The 17,390-nt window shown below is 51.9% G+C and carries 17 protein-coding genes; 8 read left to right on the forward strand and 9 right to left on the reverse strand.

Going from position 1 to position 17,390, the window contains the following annotated elements:
- Positions 1 to 177 precede the first annotated feature (177 nt).
- Positions 178 to 423, forward strand: coding sequence for a hypothetical protein (locus ACQY7R_RS09800; RefSeq protein ID WP_428305421.1), 246 nt, complete (start codon positions 178 to 180; stop codon positions 421 to 423).
- A 59-nt stretch (positions 424 to 482) separates the two neighbouring features.
- Here the strand turns inward: ACQY7R_RS09800 and ACQY7R_RS09805 are convergent, their stop codons facing one another.
- On the reverse strand, positions 483 to 653 hold the full coding sequence (locus ACQY7R_RS09805; protein ID WP_428308925.1) for a hypothetical protein: 171 nt from the start codon (positions 651 to 653) through the stop codon (positions 483 to 485).
- Between the two features lie 15 nt (positions 654 to 668).
- On the opposite strand from ACQY7R_RS09805, the gene ACQY7R_RS09810 reads away from it, so the two are divergent.
- A complete protein-coding gene (locus ACQY7R_RS09810) occupies positions 669 to 824 on the forward strand; it encodes a hypothetical protein (protein ID WP_428308887.1) in 156 nt (51 codons plus the stop codon).
- 209 nt (positions 825 to 1,033) lie between these two features.
- Here ACQY7R_RS09810 and thyX read toward each other — a convergent pair whose 3' ends face one another.
- The 8 genes from thyX to ACQY7R_RS09850 all read right to left on the reverse strand — a co-directional run bounded on the left by thyX (position 1,034) and on the right by ACQY7R_RS09850 (position 9,843).
- Positions 1,034 to 1,948, reverse strand: coding sequence for an FAD-dependent thymidylate synthase (gene thyX / locus ACQY7R_RS09815; protein ID WP_428305422.1), 915 nt, complete (start codon positions 1,946 to 1,948; stop codon positions 1,034 to 1,036).
- Between the two features lie 11 nt (positions 1,949 to 1,959).
- Entirely contained in the window at positions 1,960 to 2,958 is a 999-nt protein-coding gene (locus ACQY7R_RS09820) for a hypothetical protein (RefSeq protein WP_428305423.1), read from the reverse strand.
- Positions 2,942 to 4,780 carry a hypothetical protein gene (locus tag ACQY7R_RS09825; RefSeq protein WP_428305424.1) on the reverse strand — a complete coding sequence of 613 codons (1,839 nt, stop codon included), beginning with the start codon at positions 4,778 to 4,780 and terminating at the stop codon, positions 2,942 to 2,944. The genes ACQY7R_RS09820 and ACQY7R_RS09825 overlap by 17 nt, the downstream gene beginning before the upstream one ends.
- Complete coding sequence (locus tag ACQY7R_RS09830) at positions 4,777 to 5,823, reverse strand: HD domain-containing protein (protein WP_428305425.1); 1,047 nt, start codon at positions 5,821 to 5,823, stop codon at positions 4,777 to 4,779. Before ACQY7R_RS09830 ends, ACQY7R_RS09825 begins: the two co-directional genes overlap by 4 nt.
- Before the next feature lies 1 nt (position 5,824).
- A complete protein-coding gene (locus ACQY7R_RS09835; protein ID WP_428305426.1) occupies positions 5,825 to 6,913 on the reverse strand; it encodes a DNA cytosine methyltransferase in 1,089 nt (362 codons plus the stop codon).
- Positions 6,914 to 7,199: 286 nt separating this feature from the next.
- The gene (locus ACQY7R_RS09840; protein WP_428308888.1) at positions 7,200 to 7,565 is read right to left on the reverse strand and encodes a transposase; all 366 of its coding nucleotides are present in this window, start codon (positions 7,563 to 7,565) and stop codon (positions 7,200 to 7,202) included.
- On the reverse strand, positions 7,566 to 7,760 hold the full coding sequence (locus tag ACQY7R_RS09845) for a hypothetical protein (protein ID WP_428305427.1): 195 nt from the start codon (positions 7,758 to 7,760) through the stop codon (positions 7,566 to 7,568).
- Between the two features lie 1,246 nt (positions 7,761 to 9,006).
- Complete coding sequence (locus ACQY7R_RS09850; RefSeq protein ID WP_428305428.1) at positions 9,007 to 9,843, reverse strand: hypothetical protein; 837 nt, start codon at positions 9,841 to 9,843, stop codon at positions 9,007 to 9,009.
- A gap of 965 nt (positions 9,844 to 10,808) precedes the next feature.
- Between ACQY7R_RS09850 and ACQY7R_RS09855 the strand changes: the two genes are divergently transcribed.
- The 6 genes from ACQY7R_RS09855 (at position 10,809) to ACQY7R_RS09880 (ending at position 17,384) form a co-directional block, all read left to right on the forward strand.
- Positions 10,809 to 12,665, forward strand: coding sequence for a hypothetical protein (locus ACQY7R_RS09855; RefSeq protein ID WP_428305429.1), 1,857 nt, complete (start codon positions 10,809 to 10,811; stop codon positions 12,663 to 12,665).
- A gap of 3 nt (positions 12,666 to 12,668) precedes the next feature.
- Positions 12,669 to 13,910 (forward strand): hypothetical protein, encoded by a 1,242-nt coding sequence (locus tag ACQY7R_RS09860; protein WP_428305430.1) that lies wholly within the window; start codon positions 12,669 to 12,671, stop codon positions 13,908 to 13,910.
- Positions 13,907 to 14,206 (forward strand): hypothetical protein, encoded by a 300-nt coding sequence (locus ACQY7R_RS09865; RefSeq protein ID WP_428305431.1) that lies wholly within the window; start codon positions 13,907 to 13,909, stop codon positions 14,204 to 14,206. Before ACQY7R_RS09860 ends, ACQY7R_RS09865 begins: the two co-directional genes overlap by 4 nt.
- Positions 14,207 to 14,905: 699 nt before the next feature.
- Complete coding sequence (locus tag ACQY7R_RS09870; protein ID WP_428305432.1) at positions 14,906 to 15,496, forward strand: hypothetical protein; 591 nt, start codon at positions 14,906 to 14,908, stop codon at positions 15,494 to 15,496.
- Between the two features lie 81 nt (positions 15,497 to 15,577).
- Complete coding sequence (locus ACQY7R_RS09875) at positions 15,578 to 15,889, forward strand: hypothetical protein (RefSeq protein ID WP_428305433.1); 312 nt, start codon at positions 15,578 to 15,580, stop codon at positions 15,887 to 15,889.
- 43 nt (positions 15,890 to 15,932) lie between these two features.
- On the forward strand, positions 15,933 to 17,384 hold the full coding sequence (locus ACQY7R_RS09880) for a hypothetical protein (protein WP_428305434.1): 1,452 nt from the start codon (positions 15,933 to 15,935) through the stop codon (positions 17,382 to 17,384).
- Positions 17,385 to 17,390 lie beyond the last annotated feature (6 nt).

The following is a 17,390-nucleotide window of genomic DNA, read 5'->3' on the forward strand; positions in this document are numbered from 1 at the left end:
CCAGAAGAATCGATTTTGTGTGAGGCAATGCGCCAGATGCCCCAGTACTTCGTTTGCGATGTGTGCAATGCAAAGTGGTTCAGTGACCTAAAGTTGTCCCAGTGCCCGCGGTGTGCGGAACCGACAACGTCCGACGACAGAATTGCTCCCCCTTGGACTTCATTAAGGAGAGTCAAAATGCGTATCACCCGCAAATCCTACGAGAAGGCGCGCGCCGCAGTCGTCGAAGCGCGCGAGCAAATTAAAATTGTGAAGGCCTGGGAAGACGCTCTGCGGCAACTTGGAAGTCTCGGTAATCAGCAAATTGTTGCAATTACGATAAGCGAGGATGGCGGAGTGCGAACGGAATGCCAACTTTTGAGCGCCGGATCCGATCGTCCCGCAGCTGAAGGAATACTTGACGCTAGCCAACTATCGAATTGAGTGAGCCTCTAAGTCAGGGCGTTGTCGCCATCTGCCAGAGTCGGCTATGACCACATTTCTTACCAGAGCGAGGAATGATGAGCAGCAATTCTCAAGAACCCACGATGCGACCATTGGACGCTGAATTTCTTGCCCACCTCGTCCGGATTGAATCGGCGCTCGGCCAACTCCTTCGACAGCAGGCCGTCAAAGAGTGGTACACAACAGAAGAGGTTGCGTTGATTGTTCATAAGGCGCCATTCACTGTGCGAGAGTGGTGCCGTCACAAACGTATCAACGCGGCGAAGCGAGCATGTGGCCGTGGAAAAGCGAAAGAGTGGATTATAAGTCGCGATGAGTTGATGCGCATTCAGACAGAGGGATTGCTGATGTCGCCTGCGGGCTACAGACATATCCGATAGTGTAGCGATTGTAGTTACATCACTTTAGATACCGCGGCGGCTGTCCGAAAGGAGTTACTTTTAGCCCATAAGAGTCTGAAGATTGCATGTGATTGTTAGGCCGAGGTAACTCGGCATGAAGTCGCACGCATGAGGTTCAGAAATGAGTGCGTACATGTGCTGCAAAAACCCCAAGAAATTTCATTGAGGGTATACATTTCTTGAATGACTCACCAGGGCGCAGCAAGCCCCAGATCCACTAGTTTATCTTCGCACTCGGCGCGCTCACGATTTCTTCTTAGCCCTTTGCCGTCCCGTTCCAACCAGCCAAAAGACTCAGCCACCGCAATCGCTTCGCCACTATCGCCCGCAGCTACGAATCGCAACACTTCTCGTTCGAGTCGCGAAATCGTTACTGACTCTAGCCGGTAGTCGACGAATGCTTCCCAAACTAGAGGACACCATTTTGAGACGATCCGATTTCCAATAATATTGGCGTAGCTACGAATCTCGTACTGCGCATGCGAGTCCATCCGCAGTGCAAGAAAGTGAAGGAGGTTATGTAAATCAACTTTCCAGTAAGCTTCGGTGTATGTGGCTATTGGAAGATCTTTCCGGGCTTGCTCTCGAGCAACGCCAGCCACCAATCTTTCTTCATAAACATCTCTAGCAAGCCGCTGGAATTCTTCCTCTCGACGCGTTAATTGCTCCCCCTCACTCACGCTTAGGAAATCGCCACTACCTTGCCGATTTGCCTGCGATTGGGCCCGCCATTCGGTAGGCCGTGTCTGTTGCACAGCATCAATCGCCTCCGAGTAACGAGTCGAGTACTCGTTAACATTAGCTGTGCGATGCCTGATCCATTGCCGCCAGCAATCCATCGGTGTTCGCACGTGAAGTTTGATTTCACACATCTCGAACGGAGTTGTGTGGCGATGGCGCATTAGGTAGCGAATTAGACCACGATCTTCGTGTACTTGCTTCGTGCCGGCGCCGTAGGAGATTCTAGCCGCCTGAACTACAGCGTCATCGGACCCCATAAAGTCGACAACACGAATGAAACCATCATTAAGAACTCGAAAGCGCTCCGTTCGCCAATCGCTATCACCTGGCGTCTGATCTGGTTTATCTTGCACCTCACTCATAGCCTGCACTCCTATGCAACGAATGGCTTACTTCCAGGAGCTGGTAAGTTCTCAAGGAACACTGACTTAACTCCATGAGTGTAGTCTTCAACGTTATATTCGCCGGGTAAGCAGTAGGTCATCTGAATTTGCGGATACCGCTCTGCGACAAGTAACGCGGCGATGGTTGAAAGCTTAGTGCTGAGTGGTGCTAGTACGATATTGTATTTGTTGATGTAAGGCGTAATCGCTCGTTCAATATCGTCTCGACATTTGCCTATGTCTCCTGCAGCAAACTCGAACCGGTCGACATCTTGACGTGAAAGAACTAGGGCATGCTCGCCCGCATTGCGGTCCAGAAACTCAGGTGAGGTAGGAGGCGAGCCCATCCCGAGCAGAACCCTCACTGGTTCATGCTCTTCAATAATGCGTAGGGTGCGATGCTGTTCGAATCCCGAGAGGATGGCGACCACCGTGTTTCGGCCAGGAAGTTGAGTTCCGCCGAGTCCCATAATATTTCTAATGGACCGGAAGCCTTTGCTGAGCCATTCCCCGTGCCGTTCGGGAGATGCATAGACCACGCGCACTATACACGTCGGCCATTCAGTGCGTATCAACAAAAGGAGAGATATCAATGACTCGCGATTAAATGTCGTGCAATCGACCGTAATCCGTGATTTTGTCGGTTGCTCCTCGCACGAAAACCCCAGGGCTTCCCTGAGTGAGTTAATCTGGTCCATGTCATTGAGCCAACTGCCTTCAACCGCCCGCACTGAAGGTGAGTGTCGCGCTAGTGCAGCAAGCATCGCATAGAGGTGGCTTCGTGTGGCAGCGCCGTCACTGCCAACAATGAATTCGCGGTTCACGTATGCAATTGCATGCCGAGCCTGATAGGAGCGGCTCAGGTTGTCCGATACGAAGTGGCTACGCTCTTCAAAGCTCGCGCATGTGATGAATAGATCATCCGGTTCACTCGGGTTCACGGCGTCTATGCCGCCCTGCCGTCTAAGATTTTCAATTGGCAACTTCATCGGATTCATTTTCGTCTTCGAATGGTAGCAGAGCCGTTTGATCCTTCTCGTGGACTTTGAGCCTAGTGCGGACAAAGCGGTCGGTATCCTGGCACGCGAGGTCGACCATCTCGGCCGCTAGTTGGACGCGTCCTTCAAAGCCGCTTGGGTCTAGCTTATACACGGGGCAAAGCCGTCGATTTAATATGTACCAATCGTCTCGACCTCCGCCTTCCTTTGAACTGTAAGTTCGGTGCTGGAAGTACCGCTGCTGTTCCCCGAGTGCCAGCACCTCTCTAGCCTCGGGCGAAAGAACACCACGAACTGTGAATGAAAACACACGCGGCTCGCGAGCATCAGGATCGTGCAGTCGCTTGAAGAATAGCCGTCCCAAAGATTCAACAAGCGTACGAAGTCGATCGAGTGTCCCCCACTTCTCGGGAGGTAATTCTTGTCGCAAACTCTCGAACTTGCCAAGCAGGAACTCTTCTGAATATCTGTAAATAACGTCATCCTGAATCTTCGGAGGAATGCTTGTTATATCGACCGGAGATATCCCTGTGGAAACCACTGCATCGAACATTAGATAGCAAGGCTCAAGGAAATCCCGCACAACTCCCGAAGACAAATCTACCAGCGTGTCGAAGCCTGCGTAGCTCTTTCTCTTCTTAGTCGTCCGAAGGTGCTGAAATAGTCGAGGAACTGCGTAGCGGTGAACAAAATCGTTCTTCCGCCCCGGCTGACCGACCTCTTCCCATTCCGTAGCAGCTTCTTCTCTCATCCTTTCCAATAACGCAGTCTCGCCTGCATCCGCTGGCAGAAACTCGCGAATATCCCGGGTCGATAGCTTCGCCAGTTCCAATCTCTTGTCCGAGATCAAGCGCACTTTTTCCCAAAACTCAGACTTAGACCGCGTATAAAGTTCGTCAACATCAATTTCCGAATAGTCATGTGGCTGCTCAAGCGTGGATCCTGAACGCGTTGTCATGGTGCGATAGTGATCGCGTCGCGAGGATACCTTTAGACATACCACTGCGTGGTCTCGATTAGCCATCCACTCGTTGACGACGCTTTGTTGATCCGTTGTCAAGCGATCTGCATCATCCAGCAGTATGTAGGAACTCGCAGACTCGAGTTTCGGAAGAGATTTCACAAGCCTGAAGAAAGGCAGAAGGAAATCGTGATATCCGCTAGTTGCTCCGGTGTACGCCGCAGGAACTCGATGCAAAGCAAGTGATTGCAAATACCTAGCAATGGATCTGTTCTCAGCGTCGAGAATCGCCTGGAGCCACTCTAATGGGCCGTCATCGACCTTGATGGTGGCATCTGCGATCTCCAATGATGCAGCGATTGAAGCGCGGTCGAACAAGCCGACCACTCTTCGCGCGAAGTTAACTAAACGGTTTGCTTCGAAGAATCCCGGCGGAAACTGACTTCTCAGGCATGCAACGCTACGATCAGCGACAAGAAGGTTGATCGCGTGCTCGCTTATCGTGAGCGCCGATGACCTATCAAGTAGCTGCAATTCACTCCGGTTTAAATGACCTTCTTTGCACGGGCAGTATATGGCGAGATAGGGATTGGCGGATTGAAAGAACGCTTCCAACCCACCAACCAAGAGATGCTGGCAACGAGGCTCAAGGTATCGGGCCATCATGCTCTTGCCGGAACCACGAGAACCCCAGATGAACGTATGCTTTCGCTGCTTGAGGGTTTCGATGGGCGTGTGTTTTTCAATGAAGAGCGCTACTATCTCTTGAGGCGACAGTTTCTCAGGCGTCTCAACGACGAAGGGATTTGTCGCGAGCTGCGGAACATCTACAGTTTCTACGGTGATAATCATGGCGCCAATGCCTTCTCAATTTCGTCTGGTTTCCAACGCTCGTACTCCTCGAAGAACCCTCTGAAGAGCGCAATATGCGGGTAGTCTTGCTGGTGAAGTCCTCCGTCGCCTAGCACGACAACATCGCTGTAGTTAGTCACACGGGCGTTGTCTTTGGTCAGAGTTAGAGACAGTTCAATTTGCCTGATGTCTGCGTAGCGAGCGAAACGAGGGGCGCAATACGCGCGCTCGTTGTTCATTTTTTCAAGTCTGCAAATGATGTATTCGATCAACGAAATGTCAAATTTGCCCGTGGAATTGGCGAACGAACGTTGGCACGAATCCGCTGAACCCTCAGCAATAACATGTCGCACTGTTGCAGCGTCGTGAGGGACAGTAACGCTAACGCGAACCAAATGCCTGTTCACGACAGCGATCGACGCCGTTACGCAACCCGCATATTCCCAATAAATGCGGTTTTCCTTGGGGACGGAAGGCAACAACGATTGACTAATGCGTGCTTGATTCTCCGAAATTTCGTCAGCGAATCTTACAATTGCTGCAAGCGACCGTGTGTCAACGGTGTATTGCTTATTCGCCGTCGATACATCTTCTGTCAAGCGAGGCTTGGTTAGCCCATCTTCACCAGAATGGGCAAGCGCAATTTCAGCCACCAACCGTTGGATATCTGGATTTGGAAATCCCAGCCGCCTGACCTCCTGTGTCATTGCCGCAACTTTCTCCGCATGACCAGATCGCCCGTACACATTCCCAACGTCATGCCACAGCACGCTGGTCATAAGAAGGAAGATGTCCAAACTGGTGAGCTCACTGGCCTTGTTCGCTCGCAGATGCGGTGAAACCAAACTGGCGACCGTCTGCAAAACAGATTCGACGTGAAGAATTCCGTGATCAGTAAAGTAAGGACACTCGGCTTGCACCCACGGATAGAAATCCTTTGCCAGATACGCCTTCATCGATTGATAGCGCACAAACAGATCATCTGCATCTGAGTCTTTTCTTGCACGGGCGCTCAGCGCATCTTCAAGACTAAGATTGTCCATACTACTCATTGAGGCCATGATGAGATTTCAGGGACCTAAATACTTCTTTCGCAAGAAGCGGCGGCACGGCATTCCCCACTTGCTGTTGCTGAAAACCAATCGATCCGAAAAATTGATAGCGATCAGGAAATGATTGAATACGAGCCGCCTCGCGAACTGATAGCCCACGATCTTCAACTGGGTGGATCAGCATATTCTTTCTGTAGTTGCCTATAACAATTGACGGCAGATCGGCTCGGAGCCTGTGATAGATTCCGGTATGGCAACGCTTGCGATCAGCATAATTTCTCATTAATCGGCTGGGAATATCCTCCCAGTTGCCGCCCTGAGGGACGTGACGGTATCTTTCAATTACGAGTGGCGCATTGTTCGTCACAAGGTGATTGCAGCAACCTTGGCGTTTCTGGCGGAGCCTACTGCCATAGCTAGAAGGTTTGGAGCGGCCGTATTTCGAGAAACATGTACTGTGGCCGTTTGATAGCCTCGGAAGGTCACGAATCGCGTCGTTGACCGTACGGGCAGCGGAGGCAGCCGCTGTCGGAAAGGCGAAGCGTTTTCCATCTCTGGAAGCGACTAGAAAATACCGAGTACGATGCTGCGGTACACCATACTGACTTGCATTCAGTCGTTCGGCCTGAGTTTCGTATCCCAGTCCACGTAGGTCGGCTGTCAATTCCTCGACGAATGCCCCCTCCGCGGTATTAACAATTCCTTGCACGTTCTCGAAAACAACCCATGCTGGCATAAGTAGGCGCGTGACCCTTACGAATTCGGTAAACAACCAATTGTCGATATTCGCTGTCGACCTGGTCTTTAGATTCGACCATGAGAATCCCTGACACGGAGGGCCACCGAACAAAACGATGCTATCACGATGAACAAGCCATCGCTCCAGCAGATTCCGATTGACGTTGCGTACGTCCCCTTGGTGCAGCACGGTCTTAGGATGATTGTGAGCGTATGTCTTCGCGGCGAAGGCATCGCGTTCGACTGCGAACTCGACATTCACTCCCGCCAGGCCTGCTCCTAGACTCATTCCGCCCGCACCAGCAAACAGATCAATCCCGATGAGCGGCGCACCACCAGACATTCACGCACCAGTGTGAAATCCTAAAAGGTTACCACGTTCGTTCGCGGTAGCAAGGAATTACTTGTTTCTTGGCGAAAATGCCACTAGTCACGGGCCAACAACATCGAGCAGGCCAAGAATTCGCGTGGATCTGGGCTGATTGCATGGAGATGCGGTTTTTGAGGCCAGCCCGAGCTTTGCGGCGGTTAATCTAGTGTTCGTCGGATCGGGGGAGGGGGCATCCGAAATCGTCAATCTGCGATAACTGTGGAAAGATTGACGATGATATCGTCTCTTCAGACCGCAACTACAAGGCTGGACTTGACCGCGACTCCAAGTCGGCTAACGACTCGTGCTTGGTCCACTCATGCTTGAGCGACCAGAAGAACCGCTCGGCGACCGCGTTGTAGTAGCACTCGCTCGTTCGACTCATCGAGCACTCGACGCCCAGCCGCCTCAACGTCTGCTGATAGGCGTCGCTGGTATACTGGCAGCCCCGGTCGCTGTGATGCAGGAGTTCTTGGCCGACCGGACGCCGCGACTCGATCGACCGTCTGAGGGCCGAAGCCACCAGCGGCGTCGCGAGCGAGTCGCTCATCGACCAGCCCACTCCCTTGCGGCTGAACAGGTCGACGACGACCGCCAGGTAGACCCAGCCCGCGAACGTCGGCAGTTAGCTAATGTCCGTCACCCACTTCTGGTTCGGCTTCTCGGCGGTAAAGTCGTGGTCGAGCACGTTGGGCGCCGCCTGTTTCGTCGGATCGCTCTGGGGCTTCGTGGGCCTAACGGCCTTCGAGACGGCCAGCAGCTCGAAAAACAGTACAATCGGATACAAATCGCGATGCCGCGTGATCCAGGCGCACTTCACAGCGACTCCTTCGTGCCATTGTCTCTAGCAATACGGGGCCGTGGCTTTTTTTAGGATTTCACGCTCCAGCTCCGCCCGCATAAGCTGTTTTCGTAGCCGGGCCACTTCGTCGCGCAGCTCTTCGACGGTGGCGTGCTCGCCACAGGGCGTTAGGGCCGGGGCGAACTTGGCATGCCAGGCTCGCAGACTGCTCGCAGACGTTCACCGCCGCCGCGTCCGCCTTGAATGAGTACTTCTCTTCCGACACCAACCGCACCGCGTCGCGCTTGAACGACTCGTCATACGAACGCCTGCGCCGTCGGCCTGACTCCTGCTCGTTCGATTCCATCTCTCGGAACTCCTTCAGAGACCATTATGCGGCCCCCGCCGCTGTCTGAAAGTCGTGAGCTATCACACTGAAGCCTGCGAAAGAATGGTATACAACTGACGAAGTGTCCCCGATCGTAAGTAAGGAACAATTTGCCGTAAGAGAATGGTGCCGGCATGGCAGAATAATGGCAATGAAGCAAGATCGTGGACGAGGCGAGATTGGAGAATGGATAATAAGTCACGAGGAGTTAATACGTGTCCAGTCTGAGGGCCTATTGCCTGAAGCGACTTCGTATCGCCACGTTCGCTGAGAATCGCCTTCATTCAGCGTGGAATGTCCACCGCATCGCCTTGGTCTCCCACCCCAGCGAGGCGGCCAGCTGAACCTCAGCAATTAACGTCGTCGGATCAGCCTGCAATTTAAGTCATCGACATCTTCGCAATCTATAGCGAGAACAACGGCATTGATACGCTCGACACGTCTGCTCTGCTTTAGGTACCACAAGCACGACAGATTGAGTCTCACGAGCGTCATCACTCGGAATCGCCCCGCCCTCGGAGGTTCCTCTCTGCCCGGCTAGTCCGAACAACTCCTGATCTGTCTGTACAGGGGTTCGTATCCCATTAACAAAGGCGAAGCCGGAAGCACTGAGCGCCACTCTAGCGTCCGTATCAGGAATTTGTCCTTCGGTGAGTTGAAATGTGAAATTGCCGCTCTTATCGGCAATGGCTATCAGCGTTCGATCCTTCGGGGACAGCTCCCTACCGGAATCAACGATTCGGAGTGTGATCGTAATTTGAGAGTCTTCGTGCGCGATCCCCGTCAAATCCGCGACAACGCCACGGATGGTGACTGGAGCTGCAAGACCCTGCTGCGCGGCAGCCTGGCAAATGCCCAAAGACATCATCGCGCAAACAATTCGTATGTTCGTGTTAATCACCTGTACACCGTGAGTTGAAGGTTGAGTGCATCGAAATTGGCGGCTTTGCCTACTGGTTTCACTGAGAGGAACAGCCAGACCTCTTCACCGGAATTCGGCCTCTGTATATCAACTCGATAAAGCCGCGATTGGCCATCCGGATCAGGCCTGCAGGGGATCTCTCTATAAATTCGGTTGTCGCCGCCGCCGGGCGGGTCATGAACCAAGAACCCGACGCCGTGGAGGGTTGCAGCAACGCTGTTACCTGCGCAATGGACTTCAATCGTGAACGTTTGAAAATTCTTATCGAAGCGCTTTGCTCGAATGAAAAGCATGTCCGCGCCAGCATCAACACTTTGAGCACCTTTTTCTAGAAGGCGAATCCAATCGTCGCGGTCATGGCGGGACCTTTCAGCTGGCGTAGTGCGTTCGGCTACGCCCTCCCCAAAGTACTTCGTAACGGTTCCATGCTCTAAAAGCTCAACTTGATCTTGATCGTACTCCTGCCGAAAGAGCTCTAAGCCGGACACTCTCCACCAAACGAGGACTAAGAAAGCAACAAAGCTGCATACCGGCAGGATCGCAAACAGAAGCCTCTTTCGGAGCGAGTTAGCATGACGCTCTAACTGCCCTGGAAGTCGCCTTTTTGGCTTCCAGACCTCCGAGTACCACCAGAAAGAGGTGGCGAAAAACAAAAAGATCGCAATCCAGTGAAACCCGTACTGTGAGAGCAAGCTTAGTGGGGTTGAAATTAAACCGGCAATAGTCACGATCCAGAAGATCGGGGTTCCCTCAAAGTGACGCCCTAGTTCGCCCCTAACAGCTTCCTCAGGATTCCCTCCTCCGCCTGCCATTGAGAACCTCCAAACCTTCAATTACCTGGGCAACAGGCACATTGGAACCTTTTATTTCCACAATATCCACCAAAATTTCCCGAATTTTATCTTGCCACGCGAGAAATACGTGGAGATGTTGGCGGTACAAAATCCCTTCGACACAGGCCACGAACGCTTAGAGAATCAGCTGAGCCGCAGTCACCGTAAAGCCAATAGACTCTTTGCTCGATTGGCTTCTCGATCCACGAATAGAAATCCCGATTCGTGAATGCCCTCCCACAACGGAAGAGTAATGGCAGTAAGCATAGGCTATTCGCAATCGGCGACGCCGTTTCGGCCTCCCATCATTCCACCATCTACTCGATTCGGCGACGAACAGGTCTTATTAGTTAATGTTTACGAACGATGGCTCGTTGAATGCGTGGCCACGACGCATGCAACCCTTGAGTCGACCCCAAACGCTCCACGACGGCACGCCTTTCGAAAAGTGGTACGGGCATATGAATAATGCCATATTTCTATTGGTCTATTGGCGTCGACTTGCGACTACCGCCAGCCAAGTCCCGCGAGTTCCACGACATTAAGGAGTTCGCTTAAAACATTCGCGACTCTATGCAATTTGACAACTGGAACAACTCACTTCGAAATTATCCAAAAAATTGTTGCCAAGAACTGTAAGAATCACAACTGCTCGACCAGCATATTGATCTAAAACCGCTATCACTCAATTTGCGAAAACTCAACAAGCGACTACACCAGTAATTCTTATCCGCTGAAACAGCAACGCCCCCCCCTCTTCCAACAAGGCCTCATAACAATATCTACGCCCGCTAGTTTCAATTTCCGAATCGCCAACTACCTGATCTGCGTAGTTGACTGGTCTCTTTAATAAACTCGTTAGCCAGAACGCCGGCATTCAATCTTCAATGCAACACCCCCACCTGCGTACAGCGCTCCTTCCATTCCAAAGCAGCAGGAAGGCAGTGGACAAAAACGCCATTGCGAAGTGCTTCCGCGAGGCTTTCAATTCTGCGTTCAACGAGCAGATACTACCAGGGAAGGGGACATTCCTACCCTCAGACGCGCAGCTCTATGTTTCTGAGCGAGCGTGGAAAGCCTCCGATTACACTTGCCCAACGAGCAAAACTCCATACGAAGACCTGCTCAACGAACAATTCTGGGATGACAGCGGCAAGAAGCTGGTTGTACTCATCGGTGAGGCAGGTATCGGCAAGAGCACCTTGGTTAACTACTTCCTCAGGTCTCACTGCCCAAGCACTAATTCCCATCGGTACGACCATAAGCTGATACTGAACGTTAGATGCCGCGGAATTTCGACCGCCGAGCAATTTGACAACTATTTCTTCCCATCAGTGAAGTTAGACATTGAGAGTGCCTTTAGAAGGCACAACTGCGACCTAACCTCGCTCAACGACTACGCCATCTGGGACGACTTAGTTGGCGGATGGGACTCGCCGCACCATGCTACCCAGCAACGCATCGCAGGCTACTCTGCTTTCGAGTACCGCGGCTTGCACATTAATAGCCGAGGTGTTGATGACCGAACGTTTGTAAACGCAGCTTTTCAGTTTCTCGGTAAAACTCTCGCCCGTGAGAACAAACTGCCGTTTCGCTACCTCGTGCTCTGCCTGGATGATCTCGACCAATCCGATACCCCAGTCCTTGAGCACGTAGTAACGCAGATTCGTCAATGGCTCTATGACACGCATGGTGACGCACTTTGGCGCATATACTTACCTGCTTGGCCAGAGACGTTCGTCAACATTCAACACAGTCAGCATCCTCTTCCGGATCACGATATCATTCAGGTGGGCCCCCCGAAACACGAAAAGGTTCTGCAACTGAGGTGTGACGCCAGCTTAGCGCAGGTGCAGCGAGACGGCAGGTCCGTCGCCGTCCCCACCTCACCCGATGGTTCAGGGCCAATTGAAACTTTCAGCAACAGTGCATGCCAAGAATTTATTAGGACCGTTTTTGCCACTTCTAGGCCGCGGATATTGTCACTTCTGGAGCTTTTAGCTTCAGACAGCATGCGACGACTAGTAGCGCTTTGGAGACAAATGCTTTCTAGCAACTCGCTAGCGCGTCAATTTGCGAATCAACCAAATCACAGCTCAATGAGCAACTACGCGTTGCTTGACGGGCTACTGACCGGCTATCACTCACATCATCAGCGCGATTCTAATGCCATTGCGAATCTCTTCTACGCCGATATCGACGTAGTTGCTCGCTATCCGCTGCTCCTAGGAATTCATCTTGCTCAACTGCTAAGACGCTCTGTCACCGATGAACGCGAGCTTGAGGCCAGCCTGGTTCACTGGGGCTACGAGGGCTCGCAAATTCAAAATTGCATAAAGTATTTCAGAGAGAAGGAAATGTTGCGCAGGTACAGTCATCGCGGAGTTCCGCTGCTAGACATTGATGGCAAGGTCGTCGCAGCCCACCTCAACCTACTCTTTGAGCCAGCTTATATCGACGCAATCGCAATTGTCACACCGGTAGATGACGTGACTAGGGCAAGTCAATCACGCACATTCGCTTTTCGCCGTAAGGATTTCACGGAAAGAGTACGATCTAGCCTCGCTTTTTTAGCACTGTTGCGAAACGAGGAAGAGGCATTTTGGCTTCAACTTCAGGTGCCGAACGCGCCGCCTGCCAAACGCTCACTAGTGATTCCAGAGCGGATATTTAACCACATCGCTACCTCATATCGCACTAGGATCGAAACATTAAGCAAGAGGTCGGAATTCCTTAGCGAAGTACCTAGAGCTATCTGGAACGAGTTCCTTTCACACCCCGGCATCACAACTTTGAGGTGAAACATGCCCCAACTTCAGGAAGTATTTGGCATAGGAATTGAGCTGCCCCTATCGTATGTCGAACGCCAAAATGCCGACGGCGCTTTCAAGCGAGCCATAAAAGCCCAGACGCACCTAGTGATCCACGGAGGAGCGAAACAAGGCAAGACTTGCCTCAGAAAACGATACCTGCCCGACGCGCATTGCAATACCGTGCATTGCTCACCATCGGACAACATAAATACGATATACGCAAAAATTATTCGAAATGCAGGAGTTGCGGTGGCAAGCCGCAACCACCCAATTGCCTACCTTAACGTCCCAAGCAATGTTAAACAGCAAACCCAAGCAAACATATGGCGCAGCGGCCGGGGCACTGTCGTACTTCAAGGCCAAACGTACGAATTTCCCGATGCACAGTCTTTATGCGGTCTGCTGAGCCTCTTGAACGAACGTCGCCTCATTGTTCTTGAGAACTTCCACTACTTAGCGGCCGATGTGCAGAAGCGACTAGCATTTGACTTAAAAACATTCCATGAACTAGGAGTGCGATTTCTAATACTCGGAGTATGGAAAGAGTCTAATAAGCTTCAATTTTACAACAGAGACCTCAGCGGCAGACTCAGCATAATACCTGTCGAGCCATGGCACGACGAGGAATTCGACTCGATAATAGACTCTGGTGCCGAGCTTCTGAACATAACCATACGCGAGGAAGTGCGACAGCGATTCAAGAATCTATGCTTTGGGAATGTCGGTATCCTACATGAGCTACTGAGAGTTTACTGCCAGTTGCATGGAGTTGACGAAAGGTGCTTACAAGAGCGAGAGCTTATCGATGCGGGCAGGGTCGATGAGGCCATCAGCGAAAACCTGCAAGCCACGTATCCCGAGCTAATTCAGATACTGCAGGCGCTAGGCGTCGAACAACACACCGGAAACGTAGAGTCTTCTTATTTGAACTACTATATAGTTCGAGCTCTAATCGATATCCCGGCATCGGAACTCAGAACTGGCGTTACTCGTGCGCAACTCCTCGCCGCGATACGCGACCTACATCACTTTTCCGACAAAGAACAAGTGACAATCCGAGACACAACAGAGGCTCTTGGCAAACTCAGGAGCCGACAACAGGATATGAGCATCCCCTTCGTTGAGTACGACACTAGCGCACAGAAACTCAACATAGTTGACCATCGCCACTTATTTGTGTTGTCAATCTGCAGAAAAGAGGACATACTAGCGGAACTACCGTACCCGCTATGACTTACTTTGACAGTTTAACAAAAGCGACGACACCTTCCTCATCTGACATCGCAGAAATCGGCCTTGAGTGCGAATCGATCTGCTCGATGTACTTGGATCTGCTTGAGGAGGTGCAGAGAACACATGACGCGTTAAGTAACGGCATTAGCGATGAAATAAATGCAAGACTGGACGACATTGTCGTGGAGGCAACTTCGCTGTGTTACTCCAAAGAATCCATGATGTCCCATGAAGACGCCTCGAGGAAGTTCAATGCACTGGCGATGGAGGTTAAATCGCTAAGACATGAAGCATAGTAAAGCTGAATTGAGGAACAGCTCTCGCGGCTACAGCTCGTTGTTGAAACCCTCAATGCAGCAATTCACAAATGAGCTGTCCGACTCAACTATAACGTCGGCGAGAAATGAACTTGTCCATCGATCGGAATGAGGAGGCGAAGATCGTTGGTTAGCGGAGCGAGAGCAGAGCCATCCGCGCTTAGTGCCAACTAATTATCGGCGACCGCGCCGCGGTATCGCAGAGCAAGGACTTGCAAACGCACGTTGCGGATCATCAACTCGAACGGTTGACGGCCCCGGCGAATTGCAGCGAGCTATTCATCAATAAGGTTGTTTCGCATGAGATTGAATGTTGAGTAACGCGTAGTACCACTCAAAATGCCTCAAGCCCGTTTCACGATTCCGTTTGACGCCCCCTCTTGCATGACTCCCTGTCCATTGAGATTGCCGCATTAGCGACTTCAGAGAAACCTCCAAAGGGTAGCCCGCCAACGCTCAGAGCGATCCAACTGAGTGTCCTTTGCTTTCGACGAACCGTCTGTAATTTGCGCTCAGTTCGCTTCACCGCGCACTGAGGTGAACCAGGAACGATCCAACTCGTAGCCCGATTCAATCGAATCTCGAATTTGCGCCTTGAGCGAAGCGACGGCGCCTCGATTGGTAGAACCCTATCGAGTCTTAAGCATCTCTCCAAACAGCCCCTCCGGAGTTCCAAACATGGCTCGTGGCACCGCAGTTCTCTTAGTCTTCATGGCTACAGCTTTCAACAGCACTCCTTTACTCGCCGAACGCGCTCGCCAATGCTGCCCTACTGTCTACTGCTGGTGCCAGCCATGCACCACCATCTACAAAGCTGGCAACGAATCTTCCGATCTCCAGGTTCACATTCGAGGTTCGCGCCACGATGTCGTTGAGGCATTCTTCAACGAGAGCGCGCAGCGATACTCCGTACCCGATGGCATCGACTTGTGTGCAAACGGGCGAGTCTTGATGCCAGCCAAGAATGATCGAGGCACATTCGCCATCTGCTACGGGACTGCCGGATTCACAGCCTTTGGTTGGAAGGGTGAGGATCTGTTTCCATTGACTTGTGGCCGAAATGAGTATCCGGCATCGGGAACTGATCCTGGACCTCATATTGTTCAGATCGACATTGATTCCGCATGCCCAATTCATCTCGAATGGGTTACAACTCGTGTGCTCCGCATTACACATGGACGCGGACTCGCACAGGAGTATTTGCTTCGGTTCGACGGTGATGCCAAGCCTTGGAAGCTGCTTTACAAAGGTCCGGTTGGATCACCTTAGACTTGGTGGACCTACTGCTCATCTCCTTTCACTGTCCGCCATTTCTGTTCATCACTCAACTCGAAGCAACTGGAGTCCAGCATGGATCGTTTTCGTGTCAAGATTCGCAGGAACGAGGTTACCTATTTGTGGGGCGGAGCGGAAATTAAGGCCGACTCGCAGAGAATCCTCGCTGTGCCAGTCCTGCTTACCATCCGTGTTGATGACGTGGGAGAAGTCGTAGAGTTTGGCTACAAGCAAGCCCAACCTGCACAGGAAGACAGTTTTGGTAAGCTACAACCTGGTGAGTCATACACAGTGAGCCTGGACAAGTTGACTGCTATCTGGGCAAAGTCCACCCACGATTCCTACGTAGACTGTCAGCTAATGGTACCTGCTGTAAAGCTGTCGTAACGCAGAATCCGACTTCACCCCCCCCAGGACAGGCGCTGCCAACATGCCAGAAACCACAGCAAACATCCGTCATCTCCAGGTTCTCCCAAGCCGTTCCGCAGACCTGTGCTTCAGTGTGCCAGGCGTCATTGCGAAGCAGAATTATAACCACCAGAACAAGACAGGCCCTGCGTATCTCGGCCAGACGGTGCAGGCATACAGCATCGAAGAACAGTTGTATGCTCACCTCGGGGAAACAATCTCGGACGTAAACGACCCACGCCACCCGGGCCACGGCCTACCTGCGAACTCACCGAATCGAGATGACAATGCTCGACTGAAGTATGACTCTGCTGAAGTTGCGGGCGCCATGACAGCTGGCGTAGCATCACCTTATCTGTTCGCACTCAGAAATGAGTCGATCGCAGCCGCATTGGACCAGGCAATCGCGCGTCGCGAAGGGACATACTTCGATAGATTCAAGCATGCTGCAGCGATCCAGCAGGCTTTGACGCAAGGGTTTCAGTCAATCTTGGGTCTCCTGCCTCAGTTGCAAACGGAGGCAACAAATCGCTTTTCAGCTATTGATCAAGCCCACCAAACCAGTCAGCAAAACGGTGCGCCAGCGGTTGTCACTCAAGTCAAGACTGAATCATCGGTCTCCAATGACTACAAGGTGACGACAGAAACTAGCGTGCGCAACACGATCGGTGTTAATAGTGAATACGACACGCCGGATGAAAAGGAGCTGGACACTAAAGTGTATGAGGTAACCGACGATCAGACCGAAAAGCTTGTGCAGAAGCACAAATCTGAGCGCATGGCGTCCTTTCCTTACTCCCGGCGAAAGAAGGAAAATTCAAATGACTTTGAATGGCGCAAGGAGGAAGGACAATTCATTGATAAGTCCCAGGAATCAGTAACTAAAAATACTGGGAAGCAGATTTCCGAGTCCGACAACCCGACCTTCTTCCATCCACGCCTTGACAACAGTATTTCCCACAAGCAGCTTCAGGCTGGCTTCTCAAGCGAAAAAATGCAGCAATCCATCGCTGCGGTGAGCGCTCCGCACACTGAGAGGATCATTGCTGACGAGAACGCTGCGATGGATGCTGAAGTCCGTCGACTTCAGGTGACTTTCGCGGAAAGTTACCTGACATCTCCGATTTCTGGAATCGTGACAGCAGTCTTCAAGGACGTTGGGGAGTGCGTACAGCCGGGCGAAGCGGTCATGCGAATCGAGAACGACGCGGTCGTCTTCCTCGTGGGCAGAGTGCAATACTTCGGGATGCTCAGGATCGGACTGGATGTGATTGTTCGCGCTGCTGATCTCTTTGAAGCGAATGTGGCGGAGGATTTCCGAGGTCGTATTCGCGGGATTCGAGGACATGAAGCCGATGATGATGAGTGGGAAATCTTGATTGAATGCGACAATCCCGTGGATGGTCACGGACGGCGTAAACTGCCCATTTACTATCAGTTCGATCGCAACACCACGAAGATCATTGTCCCCTAATGTACA

The organism is Lacipirellula sp., assembly GCF_965279485.1.
In the GTDB taxonomy this organism is placed as follows: Bacteria; Planctomycetota; Planctomycetia; order Pirellulales; family Lacipirellulaceae; genus Lacipirellula.